This is a genomic window from Pseudomonas moorei (genome assembly GCF_042846945.1).
Taxonomy (GTDB): domain Bacteria; phylum Pseudomonadota; class Gammaproteobacteria; order Pseudomonadales; family Pseudomonadaceae; genus Aquipseudomonas; species Aquipseudomonas moorei.
In genome coordinates, this window is the sequence record NZ_AP035776.1 from 2296186 (window position 1) to 2316122 (window position 19937).

Annotated in this window: 17 protein-coding genes and 1 pseudogene; 12 read left to right on the forward strand and 6 right to left on the reverse strand. The window is 60.5% G+C overall.

Going from position 1 to position 19937, the window contains the following annotated elements:
* Window positions 1-113: 113 nt before the first annotated feature.
* Window positions 114-2666: a LuxR C-terminal-related transcriptional regulator gene (locus ACGJAX_RS10605; RefSeq protein ID WP_390958789.1), complete on the forward strand. Its 2553-nt coding sequence runs from the start codon at window positions 114-116 to the stop codon at window positions 2664-2666.
* 143 nt (window positions 2667-2809) lie between these two features.
* On the forward strand, window positions 2810-3136 hold the full coding sequence (locus ACGJAX_RS10610; protein ID WP_390958791.1) for a hypothetical protein: 327 nt from the start codon (window positions 2810-2812) through the stop codon (window positions 3134-3136).
* Between the two features lie 33 nt (window positions 3137-3169).
* Here ACGJAX_RS10610 and ACGJAX_RS10615 read toward each other — a convergent pair whose 3' ends face one another.
* Window positions 3170-3985, reverse strand: coding sequence for an IclR family transcriptional regulator (locus ACGJAX_RS10615; RefSeq protein WP_090316249.1), 816 nt, complete (start codon window positions 3983-3985; stop codon window positions 3170-3172).
* 166 nt (window positions 3986-4151) lie between these two features.
* Here ACGJAX_RS10615 and hmgA point away from each other — a divergent pair, with 166 nt between their 5' ends.
* The 3 genes from hmgA to maiA are packed head-to-tail and all read left to right on the forward strand — an operon-like array spanning window position 4152 to window position 7412.
* On the forward strand, window positions 4152-5456 hold the full coding sequence (gene hmgA, locus ACGJAX_RS10620; RefSeq protein WP_090316252.1) for a homogentisate 1,2-dioxygenase: 1305 nt from the start codon (window positions 4152-4154) through the stop codon (window positions 5454-5456).
* A 3-nt stretch (window positions 5457-5459) separates the two neighbouring features.
* Window positions 5460-6764 carry a fumarylacetoacetase gene (gene fahA / locus ACGJAX_RS10625; protein ID WP_390958794.1) on the forward strand — a complete coding sequence of 435 codons (1305 nt, stop codon included), beginning with the start codon at window positions 5460-5462 and terminating at the stop codon, window positions 6762-6764.
* Between the two features lie 12 nt (window positions 6765-6776).
* The gene (gene maiA / locus ACGJAX_RS10630) at window positions 6777-7412 is read left to right on the forward strand and encodes a maleylacetoacetate isomerase (RefSeq protein ID WP_390958796.1); all 636 of its coding nucleotides are present in this window, start codon (window positions 6777-6779) and stop codon (window positions 7410-7412) included.
* Between the two features lie 35 nt (window positions 7413-7447).
* Here maiA and ACGJAX_RS10635 read toward each other — a convergent pair whose 3' ends face one another.
* Window positions 7448-8251, reverse strand: coding sequence for a SirB1 family protein (locus ACGJAX_RS10635; protein ID WP_090316261.1), 804 nt, complete (start codon window positions 8249-8251; stop codon window positions 7448-7450).
* Window positions 8252-8434: 183 nt separating this feature from the next.
* Here ACGJAX_RS10635 and ACGJAX_RS10640 point away from each other — a divergent pair, with 183 nt between their 5' ends.
* Window positions 8435-9454 (forward strand): Glu/Leu/Phe/Val dehydrogenase dimerization domain-containing protein, encoded by a 1020-nt coding sequence (locus ACGJAX_RS10640; RefSeq protein WP_090316263.1) that lies wholly within the window; start codon window positions 8435-8437, stop codon window positions 9452-9454.
* 185 nt (window positions 9455-9639) lie between these two features.
* Here the strand turns inward: ACGJAX_RS10640 and ACGJAX_RS10645 are convergent.
* Window positions 9640-9879: pseudogene (locus ACGJAX_RS10645) on the reverse strand (YebG family protein); the annotation flags it as partial.
* A 281-nt stretch (window positions 9880-10160) separates the two neighbouring features.
* Between ACGJAX_RS10645 and ACGJAX_RS10650 the strand changes: the two are divergent.
* Window positions 10161-10661 (forward strand): phosphate-starvation-inducible protein PsiE, encoded by a 501-nt coding sequence (locus ACGJAX_RS10650; RefSeq protein WP_090316269.1) that lies wholly within the window; start codon window positions 10161-10163, stop codon window positions 10659-10661.
* On the opposite strand, the gene ACGJAX_RS10655 is transcribed toward ACGJAX_RS10650, so the two are convergent.
* Both ACGJAX_RS10655 and ACGJAX_RS10660 read right to left on the reverse strand, forming a co-directional pair.
* A complete protein-coding gene (locus ACGJAX_RS10655) occupies window positions 10658-10975 on the reverse strand; it encodes a DUF3509 domain-containing protein (protein ID WP_390958798.1) in 318 nt (105 codons plus the stop codon). The genes ACGJAX_RS10650 and ACGJAX_RS10655 overlap by 4 nt on opposite strands.
* Before the next feature lie 327 nt (window positions 10976-11302).
* On the reverse strand, window positions 11303-12679 hold the full coding sequence (locus ACGJAX_RS10660) for an L-serine ammonia-lyase (RefSeq protein ID WP_390958800.1): 1377 nt from the start codon (window positions 12677-12679) through the stop codon (window positions 11303-11305).
* 135 nt (window positions 12680-12814) lie between these two features.
* Here ACGJAX_RS10660 and ACGJAX_RS10665 point away from each other — a divergent pair, with 135 nt between their 5' ends.
* From ACGJAX_RS10665 to ACGJAX_RS10685, 5 genes are all read left to right on the forward strand, one after another.
* Entirely contained in the window at window positions 12815-13762 is a 948-nt protein-coding gene (locus tag ACGJAX_RS10665; RefSeq protein ID WP_090316277.1) for a LysR substrate-binding domain-containing protein, read from the forward strand.
* A gap of 214 nt (window positions 13763-13976) precedes the next feature.
* Window positions 13977-14387 (forward strand): HPF/RaiA family ribosome-associated protein, encoded by a 411-nt coding sequence (locus tag ACGJAX_RS10670; protein ID WP_090316280.1) that lies wholly within the window; start codon window positions 13977-13979, stop codon window positions 14385-14387.
* 331 nt (window positions 14388-14718) lie between these two features.
* A complete protein-coding gene (locus ACGJAX_RS10675) occupies window positions 14719-15291 on the forward strand; it encodes a sigma-70 family RNA polymerase sigma factor (RefSeq protein ID WP_390958802.1) in 573 nt (190 codons plus the stop codon).
* Complete coding sequence (locus ACGJAX_RS10680) at window positions 15288-16277, forward strand: FecR domain-containing protein (protein WP_390958804.1); 990 nt, start codon at window positions 15288-15290, stop codon at window positions 16275-16277. The genes ACGJAX_RS10675 and ACGJAX_RS10680 overlap by 4 nt, the downstream gene beginning before the upstream one ends.
* A gap of 179 nt (window positions 16278-16456) precedes the next feature.
* Window positions 16457-18883 carry a TonB-dependent siderophore receptor gene (locus tag ACGJAX_RS10685; RefSeq protein WP_390958806.1) on the forward strand — a complete coding sequence of 809 codons (2427 nt, stop codon included), beginning with the start codon at window positions 16457-16459 and terminating at the stop codon, window positions 18881-18883.
* 130 nt (window positions 18884-19013) lie between these two features.
* On the opposite strand, the gene ACGJAX_RS10690 is transcribed toward ACGJAX_RS10685, so the two are convergent.
* Window positions 19014-19889: a helix-turn-helix domain-containing protein gene (locus ACGJAX_RS10690; protein ID WP_390958808.1), complete on the reverse strand. Its 876-nt coding sequence runs from the start codon at window positions 19887-19889 to the stop codon at window positions 19014-19016.
* Window positions 19890-19937: the final 48 nt, after the last annotated feature.

Consider the following 19937-nt stretch of genomic DNA (forward strand, 5'->3'; position numbering starts at 1 on the left):
GTGACCTCGCGGTCACCTTTTTTATGGGTGTAAATCAGTCTGCTGAATACTTCTTCAACAAGCGTTCGGGAGAGGTCTAGGGTGGCGCCACAACTATAAAAAGGCGCCTCATAATGACTGCCATGACCCTGGGTCTGGACCGTCCTGGACCCCTGCCACGTTTGTCTTCTCACCACCTGTCTCGCGACCGTTTAATTGAACCGTTGCTGGCCTCGTCGGCGCGAGTGAAGTTGCTTTGCGCACCGGCCGGCAGCGGCAAGAGCGCACTGCTCACCGAGTGTCTGTTGCGTGCTCCGAAGCACTGCCGCGTTTATTGGCTGTCGTTGACGGGGGCGTCCTTGAGTGTCGTCGAGTTCCAGCAACGGCTGGCCTGCACACTGGGGCTGCCTGGGGCGGATGAGCTTGCTTTGCTGGAGGCTCTGGCCAGGCTGCAAACGCCCACCTGGCTGTTTCTCGATGATTACTGTCGCGTGCCCAATCCTGAGCTCGACCGCTTGCTGGACCGTTTACTGGCTGTCAGAAATCCACTGTTGAACTGGTGGCTGGGTTCGCGCCGGCGTCCATCATGCAACTGGCCACGCTTGTTGCTCGACGATGAGTTGTACGAATGTGAGGCGCGCGCCCTGGCATTCAACGAATCGGACATCGAACAATTGCTCGTCCATGTCGTGCCGCCGCAGTCAGCCAATACGGCCAGGAGGATCATCCAGCGTAGCGGTGGCTGGTGCGCCGGCGTGCGCATCGCCTTGCTCGACGGTTGTCAGTGGGCGGCCGGGGAGGGCAGGCAGGGGCGATCGGCGACGTTGCTCGATTACCTGCAACATGAACTGTTCAACACCTTGCCGCCAGAACTGGTGGAAGCCTGGCAAGTGCTGGCGCACCTGCCGCGCTTCAATGCCAGCCTGTGCGAGCATCTGTTTGGCGCCGGTGAGGGCGCGCAGTGGTTGCACGCCTTGCAGGACATGGGGTGTTTCATCGAACCCTGGGAGGACTCGCCCGACTGGTTGCGGGTGTTCGTGCCATTGGCCCGGGCCATGCGCGAGGAACAAGGTTCGGCAGGGCGCTCCTGGCACCGGCGCGCCTGCCAGTGGTTCACCGCCGAGGAGGACTGGCAGGGCGCGTTCGAGCAGGCATTGTTGGCCGAAGAGTTCGAGGTGGCGGTCAGCCTGTTGCAGCACTTCAGCTTTGAGCATTTGTTCCGCCGGGAGAATGTGCGTCTGTTGCTCAGTCTGCATGAGCGCCAAGGTGAAGAATTGACCCTTGGTACGCCGCAATTGGTGGGTTTGATCACCGCGGCGTTGTTGTTTGCCGGGCGATTCGATCAGGCCGCGTCGTGCATCGAGCAACTGGTGCGGTTCACGCCGCAGCCGACGGCGGCCCTGCAACGGCAACTGCTGGCGCGCTGGCAGGCTCAGCAGGGCTGGTTGCTGCATTTGCAGGGGCGGATGGAAGCGGCGCGCACGCACTTTATCGAGGCGCTGGCCGAGTTGGACTCCGACGCTTGGGCCGCGCGCTTGTTATGCCTGTCCGGGCTGACCCAGCAAGCGCTGCTCACCGCCGACCTTGATGGCGCACAGGCCTTCAATCGTGAGGCGCTTTGTCTGGCGCGGGCGCAGGGTTCGCTGCTCTTTGAAGGCTTGCTCGAACTCGATCATGCCCAGTGGCTGGAGCAGCGCGGTGCTCCCCAGCGAGCCGAAAGCTTGTTGGCGGATATCCATGAATTACTGTGTCGGCAGGCCGATCGCCCGACGCCGCTGCTGGGGCGGATTGCCTTGCGACGCGGACGTCTGGCGCTCTGCCAGGGGCAGGATGGCCTGGCATCCCGGTTCTTCCAGTCCGGTCTGCAGGACTGCCTGCACAGTCAGGACAAACGCGCGTTGTATGGTTTTCTCGGGTTGGCACAGGTGGCCGCCAATCAGCGCGATTACGCACAGGCGTTTGACCGGTTACGTGATGCCGAACGGTTGATGCAGCAGCGGCAGATTCCCGACACGGTTTATCGCAGCGCACTGCTGCAGATCAGCAGTCACTTCTGGTTGCAGCAAGGTCGCACGACATTGGCTTGTGAAGCGTTGACCCGAGTCCTGCGGCACTACCGTGGACCTCAGGCCCGCCAGGCACCTCCGGCCACCATCGAACTGATCGCGCGGATCGAATACCAGCTGGTGATCGCCGAGACGTATCTGCAACAGGCGAAGCACCCTCTGGAGCGGCTCAAGGCGTTGCTTGATCAAGCGCAACGTGATGCCAGGCTGGCGCTTGAAGCGGAGCTGCAATTGGCGATTTGCGAAGTGGCCGATCTGATGGGCGAGACGGCACTGGCGAAGTCGGCCTTGCAGGCCGGGCTGGAACTGGTGAAACGCTGCCATTTGCAACAAGCCTTGTGCGAACTGCGCCTGCGACAGCCGACATTGCTCAGTCGCTTGGGTGAGGAGGAGCCCCTGGCACCGTCAACGCTGGACGCCAATCCATTGAGCGTACGAGAACTGGAGGTGCTGAGCCTGATCGCCCAAGGCAACTCCAATCAACAGATTGCCGAACAGTTGTTTATTTCATTGCATACCGTGAAGACACATGCGCGGCGAATACACAGCAAGTTGGGTGTCGAGCGTCGTACCCAAGCCGTGGCCACTGCGAAGAAGTTAGGGCTCATATCATCAGGATGAAACAGGTGCTCTTAAAGTGGGTTAAGTATTACCTGCAAGATAGCGAAACATTCTACTGCGTGCGTGGTATGTGAATTTGCCTAGTATGCTTTCCGGCAACAACTAACGAAGATTCATTAATTGGCAAGCAAGGAAGTTAAATCATGGAAGAGCTGAATATTGAACGGGTGCGTGCCATGTTGCATGCAAGACTCAGCGGGCGTGGTATCAATGTCGATAAAGTGTATGTGAATGGCATTAATAAACTTGACGAACCGCTGGTGACTTATTCCCAAACACTGGTGTGGGCGTTCCTTCTGCAGTTGCAGGATCGCGAGACTCCCTACTTTGAAGGAGAGCACCTGGGGTTGTTTACCGAGCCTTACACATTCGACCCGGACTTTCGTTTCAAAGGTCTCGATTTTGACGAGCTAAACAGAATGGGCGTAGACATCGCCCAGGTTTTTCTGGGTGGCTCCGTAAACGGTTGAAAGCAGTGATACCCGCGGCAGTGGGTATGAATGTTATTTGCGTGCTCCCTCCAGCACCTCTGAGCGGGCGGGACTCTCGTAACCCATGCGCCAACTGACGGCCCGCGATGCCGCGAGTAATCGCTGCGCCGCCGGGCCGTTTTCGTCGGCGTGAAACAGCGACGCCGGACCCACCACCGTCAGCACGGCCACCACTTTCCCCATCGCATTGAACACCGGCGCCGACAAGGCATCCACACCGGGCATCAACAAACCATGCACATGATGCAGGCCGCGTGCGCGGATCTGTTCGCACATGGCGGCATAGGTTGGGTCATCCGCCAGGGCGTGGGCTGATTGGCCCCGCAATTCCTGCTCGCGCAGGTCCGCGGTCTCGCGCTTGGGCAGGTAGGCGCCAAAGACCAGTCCCGTCGACGAACTTAGCAACGGCAGCACCGAGCCCAATTGCGTCACAACGGTCACCGCGCGCACCGCCGGCTCAATGTGCACCACGGTTGCCCCCTGATTGCCCCATACCGCCAGGAAGCAGGTTTCGTTCAAGTCGTCGCGCAACTCGGCCAAGGGCAGGGCGGCGACTTTCAGCACGTCCATACTATTGAGTGCGGCCAGCCCGACGCGCAAGGCTTCGCGGCCCAGGCCGTAATGGTTGGTGACGCTGTTCTGTTCGGCAAAACCGCTGGCGATCAGCGCCTGCAGATAGCGGTGAACCTTGCTCGCCGGCATCTGCACGTGCTCGGCCAGGCGCGAGAGCGAAGTCGAGGGGGACAACTGCGCCAGGGCCTTGAGGATGTCGGTACCCACCTCGGCCGAGCGTACTTTCTGTTTACCGTTGCTGTCTGGCTTTTCCATGGAGGCGGTGTGATCCCGGGACGAATGGGCGTCTTTATAGCTTGACGGTCAATACCAATCAAATTACGTTAAGCGTAATTGAATTACGATAAAAATAACCCCGGCGTGTCCCAGACCTCTGCAATGGAGCGACAGGCCACTGCCCACTCCCTGTTCAGGAGGCTCCATGAACCTCGATTCAACGGCGCCAGCGCTGGCTTACCAGTCAGGCTTCGGCAACGAATTCAGCAGTGAGGCATTGCCCGGTGCGTTGCCGGTCGGCCAGAACGCGCCGCAAAAAGCCCCGTACGGCCTCTACACCGAACTGTTCTCCGGCACCGCGTTCACCATGGCCCGCAGTGAAGCGCGGCGTACGTGGATGTACCGCATCCAGCCATCAGCCAATCATCCGGCATTCGTCAAGCTCGAGCGGCAACTGGCCGGTGGCCCATTGGGTGAAGTGACCCCTAATCGGCTGCGCTGGAACCCGCTGGATATTCCCGCCGAACCGACGGACTTCATCGACGGCCTGGTGAGCATGGCCGCCAACGCCAGCGCCGACAAACCGGCCGGGATCAGCATCTACAGCTACCGCGCCAACCGCTCCATGGAACGGGTGTTCTTCAACGCCGACGGCGAATGGCTGCTGGTGCCGGAGCAGGGCCGTCTGCGCATTGCCACTGAACTGGGCGTGCTCGAACTCGAACCACTGGAAATCGCCGTGCTACCGCGCGGTTTGAAATTCCGCATCGAACTGCTCGACCCGCAAGCCCGCGGTTACATCGCCGAGAACCATGGCGCGCCGCTTCGCCTGCCGGATCTGGGGCCGATCGGCAGCAACGGCCTGGCCAATCCTCGGGACTTCCTGACCCCGGTGGCCCATTATGAAAACCTTAAGCAGCCGACCACGCTGGTGCAGAAATTCCTCGGACAGCTGTGGGGCTGCGAGCTCGATCATTCACCGCTGAACGTGGTCGCCTGGCACGGCAACAACGTGCCGTACAAATATGACCTGCGCCGGTTCAACACCATCGGCACCGTCAGCTTCGACCATCCGGACCCGTCGATTTTCACCGTATTGACCTCGCCGACCAGCGTCCACGGCCTGGCCAATCTCGACTTCGTGATCTTCCCGCCACGCTGGATGGTGGCCGAGAACACCTTCCGTCCACCATGGTTCCACCGTAACCTGATGAACGAATTCATGGGCCTGATCAAAGGCGAGTACGACGCCAAGGCTGAAGGCTTCGTGCCCGGCGGTGCTTCCTTGCACAGCTGCATGAGCGCGCACGGCCCGGATGGCGAAACCTGCACCAAGGCCATCAACGCTGACCTCAAGCCGGTGAAAATCGACAACACCATGGCCTTCATGTTCGAGACCAGCCAGGTGCTGCGTCCGAGCCGGTTCGCCCTCGATTGCCCGCAACTGCAAACCAACTACGATGCCTGCTGGGCCACATTGCCCGCGACTTTCGACCCGACACGGAGATAACCCATGACGCAAACTTCCATTCCTCGCAGTTGGGTTGCTTCCGCCAACGGCCATACGGATTTCCCTTTGCAAAACCTGCCGCTGGGCGTCTTCAGCGTAAAGGGTTCGGCGCCACGCAGTGGCGTGGCCATCGGTGAGCATATTTTCGATCTGGAGGCGGCGCTCGAGGCCGGCCTGTTCGATGGCTCAGCAAAAGCCGCCGTCGAAGCCACCCGTGGCGGTCAGTTGAATGCGTTCTTCGAACTCGGTCGTGAAGCTCGCGTGGCCTTGCGTGAACGTTTGATCGAGTTGCTAGAGGAAGGCAGCAGCCTGCGCGGCAAGATCGAAGCCCAGGGCGCAAAACTCCTGCCACTGGCGGCGGATTGCGTGATGCACTTGCCGGCGAAAATCAACGATTACACCGACTTCTATGTCGGTATCGAACACGCGCAGAACGTCGGCAAACTGTTCCGCCCGGACAACCCGTTGCTGCCGAACTACAAGTACGTGCCGATCGGATACCACGGCCGCGCCTCGACCATTCGCCCCTCCGGCACTGACGTGCGTCGCCCGAAAGGCCAGACCTTGCCGGCCGGTCAGAGCGAACCGACTTTCGGCCCTTGCGCGCGCCTGGACTACGAACTGGAACTGGGCATCTGGATCGGTCAGGGCAACGAGATGGGCGACTCCATCGCCATTGGCGACGCCGCCGATCACATCGCCGGTTTCTGCCTGCTCAACGACTGGTCGGCACGGGATATCCAGGCCTGGGAATACCAGCCGCTGGGGCCGTTCCTGTCGAAGAGTTTCATCACCAGCATCTCGCCGTGGGTCGTCACCGCCGAAGCGCTGGAGCCGTTCCGTCGCGCCCAGCCCGCGCGTCCTGAAGGCGACCCGCAGCCGCTGCCGTACCTGTTCGACAAGCGTGATCAGGCCGCTGGCGCCTTCGACATCGAGCTGGAAGTGCTGCTGCTGACCGAAGCCATGCGCGAGCAGAACCTGCCAGCCCATCGCCTGACCCTGAGCAACACACAACACATGTACTGGACCGTGGCGCAAATGGTCGCGCACCACAGCGTCAACGGCTGCCAGTTGCAGGCCGGCGACCTGTTCGGATCGGGCACCTTGTCCGGGCCGGAAAATGGTCAGTTCGGCAGCCTGCTGGAAATCACCGAGGGCGGTAAAAAGCCGATCGAACTGGCATCGGGCGAAGTGCGCAAATTCCTCGAAGACGGCGATGAAATCATTCTTCGTGGCCGTTGCCGCCGTGAAGGTTTTGCGTCCATCGGTTTCGGCGAATGCCGCGGCAAAGTGTTGCCGGCGCGCTAAGGGGAACGGGTCATGCAGCTCTATACCTATTACCGTTCGACCTCGTCGTATCGGGTGCGTATCGCTTTGGCGCTCAAAGGCCTGGATTACCAGGCGCTGCCGGTCAACCTGATCGCGCCGCCGGGTGGCGAGCACCGCCAGCCGCCGTATCTGGCCATCAACCCGCAGGGCCGCGTGCCGGCCTTGCGCACCGATGAAGGCGAGCTGCTGATCCAGTCACCGGCGATCATCGAGTACCTGGAAGAGCGTTATCAACACGCGCCGCTGCTGTCGAAAGACCTCGCGGCCCGCGCCCATGAACGTGGCGTGGCGGCGGTGATCGGCTGCGATGTGCATCCATTGCACAACGTCAGCGTGCTTAACAGGCTGCGCCAGTTGGGCCACGACGAGCCGCAGGTGGTGGAGTGGATCGGGCACTGGATAAGCCAGGGGCTGGCGACGGTGGAGCAGTTGATCGGCGACGAGGGTTACTGCTTCGGGCCTGAGCCAGGTCTGGCCGACGTCTACCTGATCCCGCAGCTGTATGCGGCCGAACGCTTCAATATTGCGCTTGAGGCCTATCCACGCATCCGTCGCGTGGCGGCGCTGGCGGCGACACATGCGGCGTTCATCAAGGCGCATCCGGCGAATCAGCCTGATACGCCATAACTCATCCCACCACTATCCCCTGCGGGAGCGGGCGATCAATGGACGACGGAATTGGGCGGCAAATGCCCCAGTCGTTCAGTGAGGCGAATTCGCTGGATCGGATCATCACTGAGCAACAGTGCATGTTCCAGGTCGAAGCGTTCGGCGTTCGGGCAGTCCAGCCTTTGGTAGAGGCTGGCGCGGGCCAGATAGTCGGCGGCATTGCCATTGCCCAGTTCCAGCACACGTTCGGCGTCGATCAAGGCGCCGATGTAATCGTCGTGGGAAAGGTGCAGTTGACGCAGGTTGCGCGACAGGCGTTGCAGCATCTGCACGGGATCGGCGGTGACCAGGTGTTCGGCGCTGAGTTTCATGTTCGGGCCGTACTGGCGTTGCAGCAATTCCCGGCAATCGTTGGGGTATAGCCGACGGCCGCCGCACGGGTCGAGCAAGTGATCGGCCCCCGGCACGCGCAACAGGAAATGCCCCGGGAAGTTAACCCCGACCAAGGGGATTTCCAGGCCCCTGGCCAGTTCCAGGGCAATCAGCCCCAGGGAAAGCGGTTGCCCGCGGCGCAATGCCAGCACTTTGTTGAGCAAGGCCACCTGTGGGCGCAATGGGCTGAAGTCGTCCTGGGCGAAACCCAGGTCATTCATGCGGCGTAACAAGGGTTGCGCCAGCTCGTTGACCGGCAACATCGGCAAGCCGTAACTCACACGCTGTTGCAACTCATGGAAATCCTGGAGCAACGCCTCGGGGTTTACCTCGCTGTCATGTTCGGCCGCAATCCACAGCGCCGCCTCGAACAGCGCGGGCGGTGAACGTTGCAGACAGGCGAAAAACGATTGGCGCGGTGTCATCAGAATCTCCGGGCAATGCCTCGTTTTAGCCCCGTCGCCAGCATTCGTCCAGTGTCGTGCAGAGGCTGAAACAGGTTATTTCCGAAAGCTTGCATCAAGCCTTCGCTTATTCCGGTGCGCTTCTGCAATTTTTGGGCGCAAGCCTATACTGGCGACTACAAGAAGTGATTCGGGAGCCTTACGATGTTCGCTCTCATGCAAAGCACTCGCCTTGAATCGCTGCATCTGAGCGTCGACCCGGTCACCGGGTTGAAGGCGGTCATTGCCATTCATAACAGCCGACTGGGACCTGCCCTGGGGGGTTGTCGTTACCTTGCCTACCCCAGCGACGAATCCGCGGTCGAGGATGCGGCGCGCCTGGCTAAAGGCATGAGCTACAAAGCCGCATTGGCCGGCCTGGCCCAGGGCGGTGGCGTCGCGGTGATCATTCGGCCGGCCCATGTGGCCAACCGCGCGGCGCTGTTCGAGGCCTTTGGGCGCTGCATCGAGCAGCTCGACGGCCGTTACATCACCGCCATCGACAGCGGCACGTCGGTAGCGGATATGGATTGCATCGCCCAGCAGACCCAACATGTCACCAGCACCACCTCGGCGGGCGACCCTGCGCCCCATGCGGCGATGGGGGTTTTTACCGGCATCCGCAGCACCGCGATGGCGCGACTGGGCAGCGATAACCTCGAGGGTTTACGGGTGGCCATCCAAGGCCTGGGCAATGTCGGGTTTGCGCTGGCCGAACAACTGCACGCTGCGGGTGCAGAACTGTTGGTCAGCGACATCGACCACGGCAAGGTGCAACTGGCCATGGAGCAACTCGGCGCGCACCCGATCGCTAACGATGCATTGCTCAGCACCCCATGCGACATACTCGCCCCGTGCGGTCTGGGCGGTGTGCTCAACAGCCACAGCGTGACGCAACTGCGCTGCTCGGCCGTGGCCGGTTCGGCGAATAATCAGTTGACTCATCTGGATGTCGCCGATCAGTTGGAGCGGCGGGGCATTCTGTATGCGCCGGATTACGTGATCAATGCCGGCGGGCTGATCTACGTTTCGCTCAAACACCGTGGTGAAGAGCTGCCGACCATCACGGCCCACCTGTCAAAAATCAGCTCGCGCCTGACGGAGGTCTTCGCCCATGCCCAGGCGGAAAAACGTTCGCCGGCCCGGGTGGCGGATGAATTGGCGGAGAAAGTCTTGTATCGCTGAGCGGATTTCCCGGCATGAAAAAGGCCCTGACTCCATCGGACTCAGGGCCTGTTCAATTCGGGCGTTGCTTACTTTGCGGCTTTGGCGGCCTTGGCTGGCTTCGCCGGGGCGATCGGCTCGGCAACTGGCTCCTCGACGGGCGTCTCCACTTCAACCGGTTCCGCGACTTCGACAGGTGCGCTGAGCAATTCGGACAAGGCGTCCGGCTGGCTCTTGAACGCCTTGGCAAACACATCGCGATTCTTCGCCATGTAGATCCCGGCTTCTTCCACTTGCTGCTCGGTCAGGGACGGAACGGCTTTTTGCAACACTTCCGCCAGCAACTCGGCCAGTTCGAGCATTTTGTCATGACGGTCAGCTTCGGCTTTATCCATGAACAAGCGCTCCAGATCTCGGCTGCTGCGGTATACCACTTCGACGGCCATTCACCACCTCACATGCCTTCACATTTGGTTGTCTGATTCGACTACTGTATCTATATACAGCGAAAAGGATAAGCGAAACCCAGGGGTTTGGGTAGTGGCTTTTTAATCTAGACCGAAAACAGGGTTTGTCAGGCCCTGACAAGACAGGTGGGTGCGACCAAACGCCACGGAGCGCGTTCCAGAGCGCCCGGCCATCATGGCGTGGCCTTGTTTCTGCATGCAGAACAATCGTCATGTCCAACCCGCATTATCCGGTCGAGCCGACCTAAGGAAGCATCATCGTGAAAATCAACTGGGCAGAAAACCTGCGGCAGAACGTGCATGAACTGGCCGAGTCCCTGGGCAACCTGTTCGTCGAAACCTTCCACTACATGGCGCTGTTCGCCATTGGTGCGGTGACCGCATGGGCCGCGGTGATGGAATTTCTCGGGATGATCGAACAGGGGCACATCAAGATCGATGACATCTTGCTGCTGTTCATCTACCTGGAACTGGGGGCGATGGTCGGGATTTACTTCAAGACCAACCACATGCCGGTGCGTTTCCTGATCTACGTGGCGATCACAGCGCTGACTCGGTTGCTGATTTCCAACGTCTCGCACCACAACCCGCCGGACATCGGGATCATCTACCTGTGTGGCGGGATTCTGCTGCTGGCGTTTTCGATTCTGGTGGTGCGCTACGCCTCGTCGCAATTCCCATCGGTGAAAATCGAAAACCCGCACCGCAAGACCGGCGCGGGCTCCAGTGAGCACCCGGAAGTGGAGAAGGGCGAGCTTTAAAACCTCATGGCGGGTCGAGGCCGGCCTTTGGCGGGTGGAGGTGGCAGGTTGCGGGTGTCGCCATCGGTCATGGCTTCGAGGATTGCCACAGCGCTGTGGCCCTGTTCGATGGCGATACCGAATTGAATGCTTTGCACCAGGCGTTTGAGGCGTTCAGGGTCGTTGCGCTGGTCAGCACTGATCATGCGTTTGGCCACCACATGGCCGTTATTGGACAGGGTCAGCATGATGCTGCCATCGAGTCCCTGAATGCTCAGGTTGATCTGATAATCCGCTGCAAAAGCATCGGTAATGAGCTGGAAAGGGTTGTCCATGATGCGTCACCGCCTGATTGAACGTGCAGTTGTTGACCGGTCGATATCGGGATTAGTTCGCAACACCGGACCATCGGCCTTCATGGCCACATCGCCATCAATGCTTGCAACAGGGGGTGTAGCAAGGGGCATGCCGTAAAGATTGTCGGACAATATTTACAGCATGCAGGAGCGAGCCCTGCTCGCGATGGACGTGAATGATCACGCGTCTAACCAGCTGTTTCGCGGTGCTGGTGGGGTTTTCGCGAGCGAGCTCGCTCCTACAGGGACCGTGTTTATTTTTCTGCCCGTTTCAGGGCAATAAATCCGGGTATGCCTCCAAAGCGGTCAGCATTCGACCCAATTCACCGCCAGGCCGCCCCGTGATGTTTCCTTGTATTTATCGTGCATGTCGGCACCGGTATCGCGCATGGTGCGGATCACCCGATCCAGGGAAATGAAGTGCTTGCCGTCACCGCGCAGGGCCATTTGCGTGGCGTTGATCGCCTTCACGGCGGCAATCGCGTTGCGCTCGATGCACGGCACTTGCACCAGCCCGCCGACCGGGTCGCAGGTCAGGCCCAGATTGTGTTCCAGGCCAATTTCGGCGGCGTTTTCCAGTTGCTCCGGCGTGGCGCCCAGCACCTCGGCCAGGCCGGCGGCGGCCATGGCGCAGGCCGAACCCACTTCGCCCTGACAGCCGACTTCGGCGCCGGAGATCGAGGCGTTTTTCTTGCACAGAATGCCAACCGCTGCCGCGCCCAGAAAGAACGAAACCACGTCATCGTCAGACGCGTCCGGATTGAATTTCATGTAGTAGTGCAGGACCGCCGGGATGATCCCCGCCGCGCCGTTGGTCGGCGCCGTGACCATGCGCCCGCCTGCCGCATTCTCTTCGTTCACGGCGAGGGCGAACAGGTTCACCCATTCCATGGCCGACAGGGTCGAGGTGATGACGTTCGGCTTGCCGATTTCCAACAGGCTGCGGTGCAATTTCGCGGCGCGGCGCGGAACATTCAGACCGCCGGGCAGGATGCCTTCATGTTCCAGTCCTTGCTCGACGCACTCACGCATTACTGACCAGATGTGCAGCAGTCCCTGACGAATGTCGGCGTCACTGCGCCAGGCCCGTTCGTTGGCCATCATCAATTCGGAAACCCGCAAGCCATGCTCGTTACAGAGCTTGAGCAATTCGACGGCGCTGGAAAAATCGTACGGCAGCACCACATCGCTGGCGGGCGCAACACCTGACTCGGCTTCGGCCGCTTCGATGATGAAACCGCCGCCGACCGAGTAGTACGTCTGCTCGAACAGCTCACCGGTTTCGCCGAAGGCGGTCAAGGACATGGCGTTTGGGTGGTAGGGCAAACTTTCGTCGAGCAGCAGGAGATCGCGCGACCAATTGAAGGCGATGGCCACTTGCCCTGCCAGCAGCAGTTCGCCAGTTTCACGCAGGGTGTGGATTCGTCTGTCGATGGTGGCGGGATCGATTCGGTCAGGCCATTCGCCCATCAGGCCCATGATGCAGGCGCGGTCGGTGGCGTGGCCGACGCCGGTCGCCGACAGAGAGCCGTAGAGACGTATTTCCACTCGTCTAACGTCCGGCAGAAAAGCTTGGTCGACCAACGCCTGGGCGAAGGTCGCGGCGGCGCGCATCGGACCGACGGTATGGGAACTGGATGGGCCGATGCCGACTTTGAAGAGATCGAAAACACTGATAGCCATGCTAAAGCCTATTCCTGCAATGGAAGATAAATCGCTGCCATTTTTGTAGGACAAGCGCACTTTCAGCGATACTGCCTCCCTCGGTCCTACGTGACCAACGAAACTTCCTAAGACAGCCTTTAGCAGGACTAAACGATGAGCCGACAATTGCATGCCCAGACTTACGTGTGGCTGCAGGTGTTTTCCTGCGCCGCGCGGCACTTGTCGTTCACCCGTTGTGCCGAGGAACTGCACATCACGCCGGGGGCGGTCAGTCAGCAGATCCGCCAATTGGAGGAGCGCCTGGGTTTTCGCCTGTTTCACCGGCGTGCCCGAGGCGTGGAATTGAGCGCCGAAGGCCAGCGACTGGCCATCACCGTCAACGAGGCCTATGGCAGCATCGATGCGGAATTGCGCCGACTGGACGCCGGCATGATCAGCGGGACGTTGCGGGTACGTTCGATTCCCTCGTTCCTGAGCAAATGGCTGACCCCACGCCTGCCGCGATTGCAGCAACGTTTTCCGGACATTCAATTGCGCCTGGTGGCCGAGGACAGCAGCGTGCCACTGCACGAGGGCGACTTCGATCTGGCCATCGACCTGAACGACGGCAGTTATCCCGGGCTGTTATCCACAGCCCTGCTCGACGAACAGATTTTTCCGGTGTGTGCGCCGGGCTTGTTGCGCGGACGCCCACCCCTGCATGGTCCGGCGGACCTGATGCATTTTCCGCTGTTGCACGACATCACCGCCTGGCGTGGCAGCTACGAATATGCGGAATGGGAGTTCTATCTCAATGCCATCGGCTTCGAAGGCGCGGATGTCCGGCGCGGGCACACCTTCAATCGCAATCATTTGACCATTGAGGCGGCGATCGCCGGGATGGGCGTGGCGATTGCGCGGCGCACATTGCTCAACGACGAGCTGGAGCGCGGCGCATTGATCGTGCCGTTCGGCCTGGCGGTGCCCAATCACAAGCGTTACATGCTGCTCTATGCACCAGGTGCGCTGAGCCATCCGGGCGTGCGGGCGGTGCATGACTGGCTGGTGGAGGAGGCGGGGATTTTTCGCAGCCTGCACCCACTGGCGGACCAGCAGATGTGAGCAAATATGACAAAGGCGCGGGGCGACTCAACTCCCGACATTAACAGCGCTTTTGCCCATTGTCCGGCTTTTTTTGCGATTAAAACTTTATCTTTTTTTAGGGGTTGAATTGTTCAGCGTACAGACCGATTGTGTAATCAAGAGGTCACGGTGATGACGCCCAAGGGCTTAGCTGACCGGCCTCTCGCGAGCTAGCTGAAATAAGGGATGAACTATGCAAATCCAAGTCAATAGCGATAACCATATTCAAAGCAGCATCCGACTGGAGGAGTGGGTACGTACTACCATTGAGAGCACGCTCGAACGTTATGAGGAGAACCTGACCCGAGTGGAGGTTCACCTGCGGGACGAGAACGGCGACAAGCCCGGTCCCCACGATCTACGCTGCCAGCTGGAAGCGCGGCCAAAAGGCCACCAACCGATTTCCGTTACCCATAAAGCCGCCAGCCTGGAACTGGCGATCGACGGAGCTGCCGAGAAACTCGAGCACGCGCTGGAACACCTGTTCGGCAAATTGCGAGGCAAACCCCGCGCCGCCGTCGTGCCGTTCGAGCGCAGGGCTCACGCGGATGAGTTGCTGGAGGAAGAGTTTCTTGAAAACGAACAGGCAGCGCAAAACGGCTGAAGCTTGATCCACTTTTTAACTTCCCACTTGAACGGGCCTGCATTGCAGGCCCGTTTCGTTTTCAGCGTTGTCGACTTTGGAGTGAGGGCTCAACCATTATTTTTGCGTATGAGAATATTTATCATTAGTATTGGCGGCCTTGCAGGCCCGTGACATTCACGCGGCTTCATCGGTTTCCAGGTCGCGACATGAAGGGCAACACCAGCACATTCTCTCGCTTCACCGTTGATGCTCGGCGCGGTGCTGCTGATGTTGATGCCGTATCGCCGGCGTCCGGCCGCGATGAGGCGGCTGGCCAGGCCAATGGACGCATTGACGCAGCATTGGCTCGATGATCACTCCTCCTCCCAAGCCCCACGAAATCCAACGCGATGACCTGCGCGGCGACCGTGCGCATTTTCTTCATGTGTTCCTTTCGCAACGGTCGCAAATGGAAGCGCTGGTCAGTCGCCGGGTCGGTTGCCGGGCGACGGCCGCGGACCTGGTGCAGGACTTGTTCCTGCGGTTCTGGCGACGGCCGCTGGTGCAGGTCGAAGAACTCGGCACCTACCTGCTGCGCTGCGCCGGCAACATTGCCATCGACCATCTGCGCAGTGAGGCCACGCGGGTCCGGGCCAGTGAAGGCTTGATGGCGGAATCGTCGGACGGCGTGGACAGTGAGCCACAGGCGGCGCTGGAGGCGGGCAATGATTTGCGTCATGTCGAGGCAGCGTTGCGCGCATTGCCCGAACGTACGCGGCAGATTTTCTTGCTCAATCGCATCCATGGCCGCAAGTACGCCGAGATCGCCAAAGCGATGGGGCTGTCCCAAAGTGCGGTTGAAAAACACATGATGCGCGCGCTCGAGGCCTGCAAGGCCAGCCTGCGCGAGCCTCAACTGCGCGCGGCGGGGCACGCCAAGTGAAAGACTGCGAACGCGTGATCCCGACGCCCGCTCAGGAACAGGCGGCGCTCGCCTGGTTGAGTCTCCTGCGTGACCAGCCCGACAGCGCTGATCAGGCTGCTTTCAGTCGGTGGTTGCAGGCCGATCAGGCGCATGCCGAGGCCTATGCCCGAGCGCAGGTGGTCTGGGAGTTGAGCGAAGTCCCGGCACGGACCCTGGCGGATGAAGAGGCAGTGGCCCTGCAAGGTTATCTCGACGCCATGAACCGCCCACGCCGCCGCAGCCTTCGGAGCGGGTCCGGGGCGTTGGCCATGGCGGCGTGCCTGTTGCTGATGATCAGCCTCGGCGCGGGCTGGCAACCATCGCGCTGGATCGACGACCTGGGTGCCGATTACGTATCGGCGCCGGGGGAAATTCGCACCATCACACTGGCCGATCAGTCGCAGGTCACCCTCGATGCCGACAGTGCCATCGCGGTGGATTTCAGTCGTGGCGAGCGGCGGGTGCAGTTGCGGCGCGGTGCCGGTTTTTTCAGCGTGACCCACAACGGCGAGCCGTTCATGGTGGACGCCGAGAAGGGCCAGGCTCGGGTCCTGGGCACGCAGTTCGAGGTGCGCCTGCAATCCCATGGCGCGCAGGTCACGGTATTGTCCGGTCGCGTTGGCGTGTTGGCGGACAAGAATGCCGCACAGCAGATACTCACCGCCGGCCAGCAAGTGGCATACGGCGAAGGCGTGGGGCAGAAACTCCACGCGGTGGACAGTGAAGCGCAGTTGGCGTGGCGCCAGGGTTGGCTCAATTACTACAAGGCGCCGTTGGCCGATGTGGTGTGGGATCTCGGGCGTTATTACCCCGGTAGAATCGTGCTGCTCAACGATGAACTGGCCAAGCGCCGGGTCAGTGGCAGCTTTCCAAGCAAGGACCCGCAGGCGGTGTTGAGTTCGTTGCAGGGCGTGTTGGGATTTGAACAGCACCAGCTTTCGGGGCATTTGATTATTTTGCGCTAACCTTTATGACGTCTTCGCTGACAAGCCGGTTCATGCGGTAAAACGCGATCTCAGGCACCCAATCACCCTCACTAAGATTATTTTCAACATTCTACTGAGGTAAAACCGAATGCCATCCGTGTAGTGACTGAAACTGCGAGTCATTCGCATCCGTTGCGGTTCTACACAGGTCATGAGTCATGAAGTCCAGGGCAAAATCGGGTTCGGTCAAACAATGGTTAGGTGTTTCTGCGTTGAGCTTTTCGGCCTTGGCGTTGCTGCCGCTGAGTGCTGCAAGGGCCGCAGACATCGGTGCCCGGCAATACGCGCCGTTCAGTTTTTCGATGGACGCCAAACCGCTTCCCCAGGCCCTGAGCGATTTCAGCCGTGTCACCGGCATCAGCGTGGTCTACACCGATGAAGCGCCCTACGGCTTCAATGCCCCGGCGATCAACGGTCAGATGACTGCTGAACAGGCCCTGCAGCGTTTGCTCAGTGGTTCAGGTTTCACCTTCCGTCGCGCCGACGATCACACCATCGCACTGGAACCGCAGCCCACGGCGGGGGCCTTGAACCTGGGGGCGACCACCATTACTTCGGTGATGGATCAATCCACCAGCTACCAGCCGCCCCCCACCAGTTCGGTCATGCGCACCTCCGCGCCGATTCAGGAGATCCCGCAGACCGTCAACGTGGTTGCGGCCCAGGTCATTCGCGATCAGGCACCCCGTAATCTGGATGACGCACTGGCCAATGTCAGCGGCATTACCCAAGGCAATACGCTGGGCAGTACTCAGGATTCAGTCATGACCCGCGGCTTCGGCGACAACCGCAACGGCTCGATCATGCGCGATGGCATGCCGCTGGTGCAGGGTCGTGGCATGAACGCCACGGTGGACCGGGTTGAAGTGCTCAAAGGGCCGGCTTCGTTGCTCTACGGGATTCAGGACCCGGGCGGTGTGGTGAACATGGTCAGCAAAAAACCAGAGCTTGAGCAGTACAACGCCTTGACCCTGCGTGGCTCGACTTACGGCGACGGCAAGAACGGCAGCGGCGGCAACTTCGACAGCACCGGCGCCCTGGGCACTTCCGGGCTGGCCTATCGCATGGTGCTGGACCACGAAGACGAAGATTACTGGCGCAACTATGGCGTGCATCGCGAGACACTGGTGGCGCCGTCGCTGGCCTGGTTCGGCGAGCGAACCAAGCTGCTGCTGGCCTATGAGCACCGTGAATTCCTCACCCCGTTCGACCGTGGCACGGTGATTGATCCAGGCACCAACCATCCGCTGGACATTTCGCGCAATGAGCGCCTCGACGAGCCGTTCAACGACATGGAAGGGCGCTCGGACCTCTATCACTTCGAGGCCGATCACGAACTCGACGACAACTGGAGCGCCCACTTCGGCTATAGCTGGAACCGCGAAACCTACGACGCCAGTCAAGTGCGTGTCACCGCCATCGACACCAGCAAGGGCACCCTGACCCGCAGCATGGACGGCACGCAGAATGCGATCAGCACCGACCGGTTCGCCACGGCCAGTCTTGAAGGCAAGGTCGATGTTGCGGGCATGCGCCACGACCTTGTAATCGGTATCGATGACGAGTACCGCAAGATCTATCGCGCCGACCTGATCCGCCAGAAAAGCCTGAGCACGTTCAACTACCTCAACCCGGTCTATGGTCGTGAAGTCGAAGGCAGCGCGGTGAGCCCGGCCGACAGCGCCCAGACCGATTTGCTGCGCAGCGATTCGGTGTTTGTGCAGGACTCGATCCACCTCACCGACCAGTGGATTCTTGTAGCGGGCGGGCGTTTCCAGACGTACGACCAGTACGCCGGCAAAGGTGTGCCGTTCAAGGCCAACACCGACAGCAACGGCCAGAAATGGGTGCCGCGCGCCGGCCTCGTCTATCGCTACACCGATGAGCTGTCGTTCTACGGCAGCTACACCGAATCCTTCAAACCCAACTCGACCATCGCCCCCCTGAGCGGCAGCAGCACCGTGCTTGATGGCAGCGTTGCGCCGGAAGAAGCCAAGTCCTGGGAAATCGGTGCCAAGCTCGACATGCCGGGGCGGATAACGGGCAATATCGCCCTGTTCGATATCAAGAAACGCAACGTGTTGGTGGCCAACTCTGAAGGCCCGGTCACGATCTACAGCGCGGCCGGCGAAGTGCGTTCCCGTGGTCTTGAATTGGACCTGAGCGGTCAACTGAGTGACCGCTGGAGCATGATCGGCAGTTACGCCTACACCGATGCCGAAGTGACCGAGGACCCGGACTACAAGGGCAATGAACTGCAAAACTTGGCCCGCAACAGCGGTTCGCTATCGGCGGTGTACGACTTCGGCAGTGTCATCGGTGGCGATCAACTGCGTGTTGGCGCGGGGGCGCGTTATGTCGGGGAGCGGGAGGGCAACGCAGTGAACGATTTCGAGCTGCCGGGCTACACAGTCGCCGATGGGTTCGCCACCTACGACACGCAACTCGACGGGCAAAAGGTCAAGTTTCAGCTCAACGTGAAGAACCTGTTTGACCGCACTTACTACACCTCGGCGGCGAGCCGGTTCTTTGTGTCGATGGGCGATTCGCGGCAGGTGACCTTGTCCAGTACGCTGGAGTTCTAACGGAAGACCGCGTCATCGTTCTTCGCGAGCGAGCTCCCACACTTGATCGTATTCTCAATAAAGAGTGCGGTCCCCTGTGGGAGCGAGCCTGCTCGCGATGGCGGTCTGACAGCCACTTAACATCCCGGACCTAGCGCAAAAACGCCTGCCGATACTCGCCAGGCGTCCCACCCAATACCTGGCGAAACCGATTGGTGAAGTGACTGGCACTGGCAAACCCGCAGGCCAGCGCGATGTCCCCCAGCGGCTGCGACGTGGAGCGCAACAACTCCCGCGCCCGGCCCAGTCGCCGTGCCAGCACATATTGATGCGGCGGCAGGCCGAAGCTTTCGCGGAACATCCGCGCAAAGTGGTATTCCGACAAGGCGCACAGCGCTGCCAGTTGTCCCAGGCTGATGGCTTCGGCCAACTGACTGTCGATGTACTCCACCAGTTGACGACGCTGATGTGCCGCCAACCCACCCTTGAGTCGCAATCCGTCGCGCAGGCCGACCTGACCGAGCAAGGCATGGCTGAGCATTTCATGAGCCAGGCTGCTGGTGAGCAGGCGTTCGCCGGGTTCATCCCAATTGAGCGTGATCATCTGCCGAAAGCGTCGGGATTGCAGTGGATCGTCGAGGAACGTGCCTTCACGCAGTTGCACTTCACGAGGTTCGCGGTCCAGCAGCGTGACGCAGCCGAGGGCGAATTGTTCGGGGCTGAAATAGAGGTGGGCCAGGCGAATATCACCGTTGATCACCCAGCCGGACTGATGATCGGCCGGCAGGATGCACAGTTTGTCCGGGCCCCCCTTGTTGCCGGGCTGATCGCGGCGAAAGGTGCCCGTGCCGCCGGCGATATAGCAGGACAGCGTGTGGTGGCTCGGCGCCTCGTAATCCTGGGCGTCATGATGATTGCTCCACAAGGCTGCAGCCATGCCGTCACCGAGCTCGGCGCTGTGCTCGAGGCGAGCATTGGGCGAGCGGTTGAGGGCTTGAAAGACTTGCAGGGTTTCCAGTGCGGGCATGATCAGTTCTCTCCAACGCCTTGCATCCTACTCCGTAGGCGTTCGCCT

Excerpts from the sequence above, each read along its gene's own strand:
- ACGJAX_RS10605 (WP_390958789.1), top strand. The coding sequence starts at position 114 with ATGACTGCCATGACCCTGGGTCTGGACCGTCCTGGACCCCTGCCACGT.
- ACGJAX_RS10610 (WP_390958791.1), top strand. The coding sequence starts at position 2,810 with ATGGAAGAGCTGAATATTGAACGGGTGCGTGCCATGTTGCATGCAAGA.
- ACGJAX_RS10615 (WP_090316249.1), bottom strand. The coding sequence starts at position 3,985 with ATGGAAAAGCCAGACAGCAACGGTAAACAGAAAGTACGCTCGGCCGAG.
- hmgA (WP_090316252.1), top strand. The coding sequence starts at position 4,152 with ATGAACCTCGATTCAACGGCGCCAGCGCTGGCTTACCAGTCAGGCTTC.
- fahA (WP_390958794.1), top strand. The coding sequence starts at position 5,460 with ATGACGCAAACTTCCATTCCTCGCAGTTGGGTTGCTTCCGCCAACGGC.
- maiA (WP_390958796.1), top strand. The coding sequence starts at position 6,777 with ATGCAGCTCTATACCTATTACCGTTCGACCTCGTCGTATCGGGTGCGT.
- ACGJAX_RS10635 (WP_090316261.1), bottom strand. The coding sequence starts at position 8,251 with ATGACACCGCGCCAATCGTTTTTCGCCTGTCTGCAACGTTCACCGCCC.
- ACGJAX_RS10640 (WP_090316263.1), top strand. The coding sequence starts at position 8,435 with ATGTTCGCTCTCATGCAAAGCACTCGCCTTGAATCGCTGCATCTGAGC.
- ACGJAX_RS10655 (WP_390958798.1), bottom strand. The coding sequence starts at position 10,975 with ATGGACAACCCTTTCCAGCTCATTACCGATGCTTTTGCAGCGGATTAT.
- ACGJAX_RS10660 (WP_390958800.1), bottom strand. The coding sequence starts at position 12,679 with ATGGCTATCAGTGTTTTCGATCTCTTCAAAGTCGGCATCGGCCCATCC.
- ACGJAX_RS10665 (WP_090316277.1), top strand. The coding sequence starts at position 12,815 with ATGAGCCGACAATTGCATGCCCAGACTTACGTGTGGCTGCAGGTGTTT.
- ACGJAX_RS10670 (WP_090316280.1), top strand. The coding sequence starts at position 13,977 with ATGCAAATCCAAGTCAATAGCGATAACCATATTCAAAGCAGCATCCGA.
- ACGJAX_RS10675 (WP_390958802.1), top strand. The coding sequence starts at position 14,719 with ATGATCACTCCTCCTCCCAAGCCCCACGAAATCCAACGCGATGACCTG.
- ACGJAX_RS10685 (WP_390958806.1), top strand. The coding sequence starts at position 16,457 with ATGAAGTCCAGGGCAAAATCGGGTTCGGTCAAACAATGGTTAGGTGTT.
- ACGJAX_RS10690 (WP_390958808.1), bottom strand. The coding sequence starts at position 19,889 with ATGCCCGCACTGGAAACCCTGCAAGTCTTTCAAGCCCTCAACCGCTCG.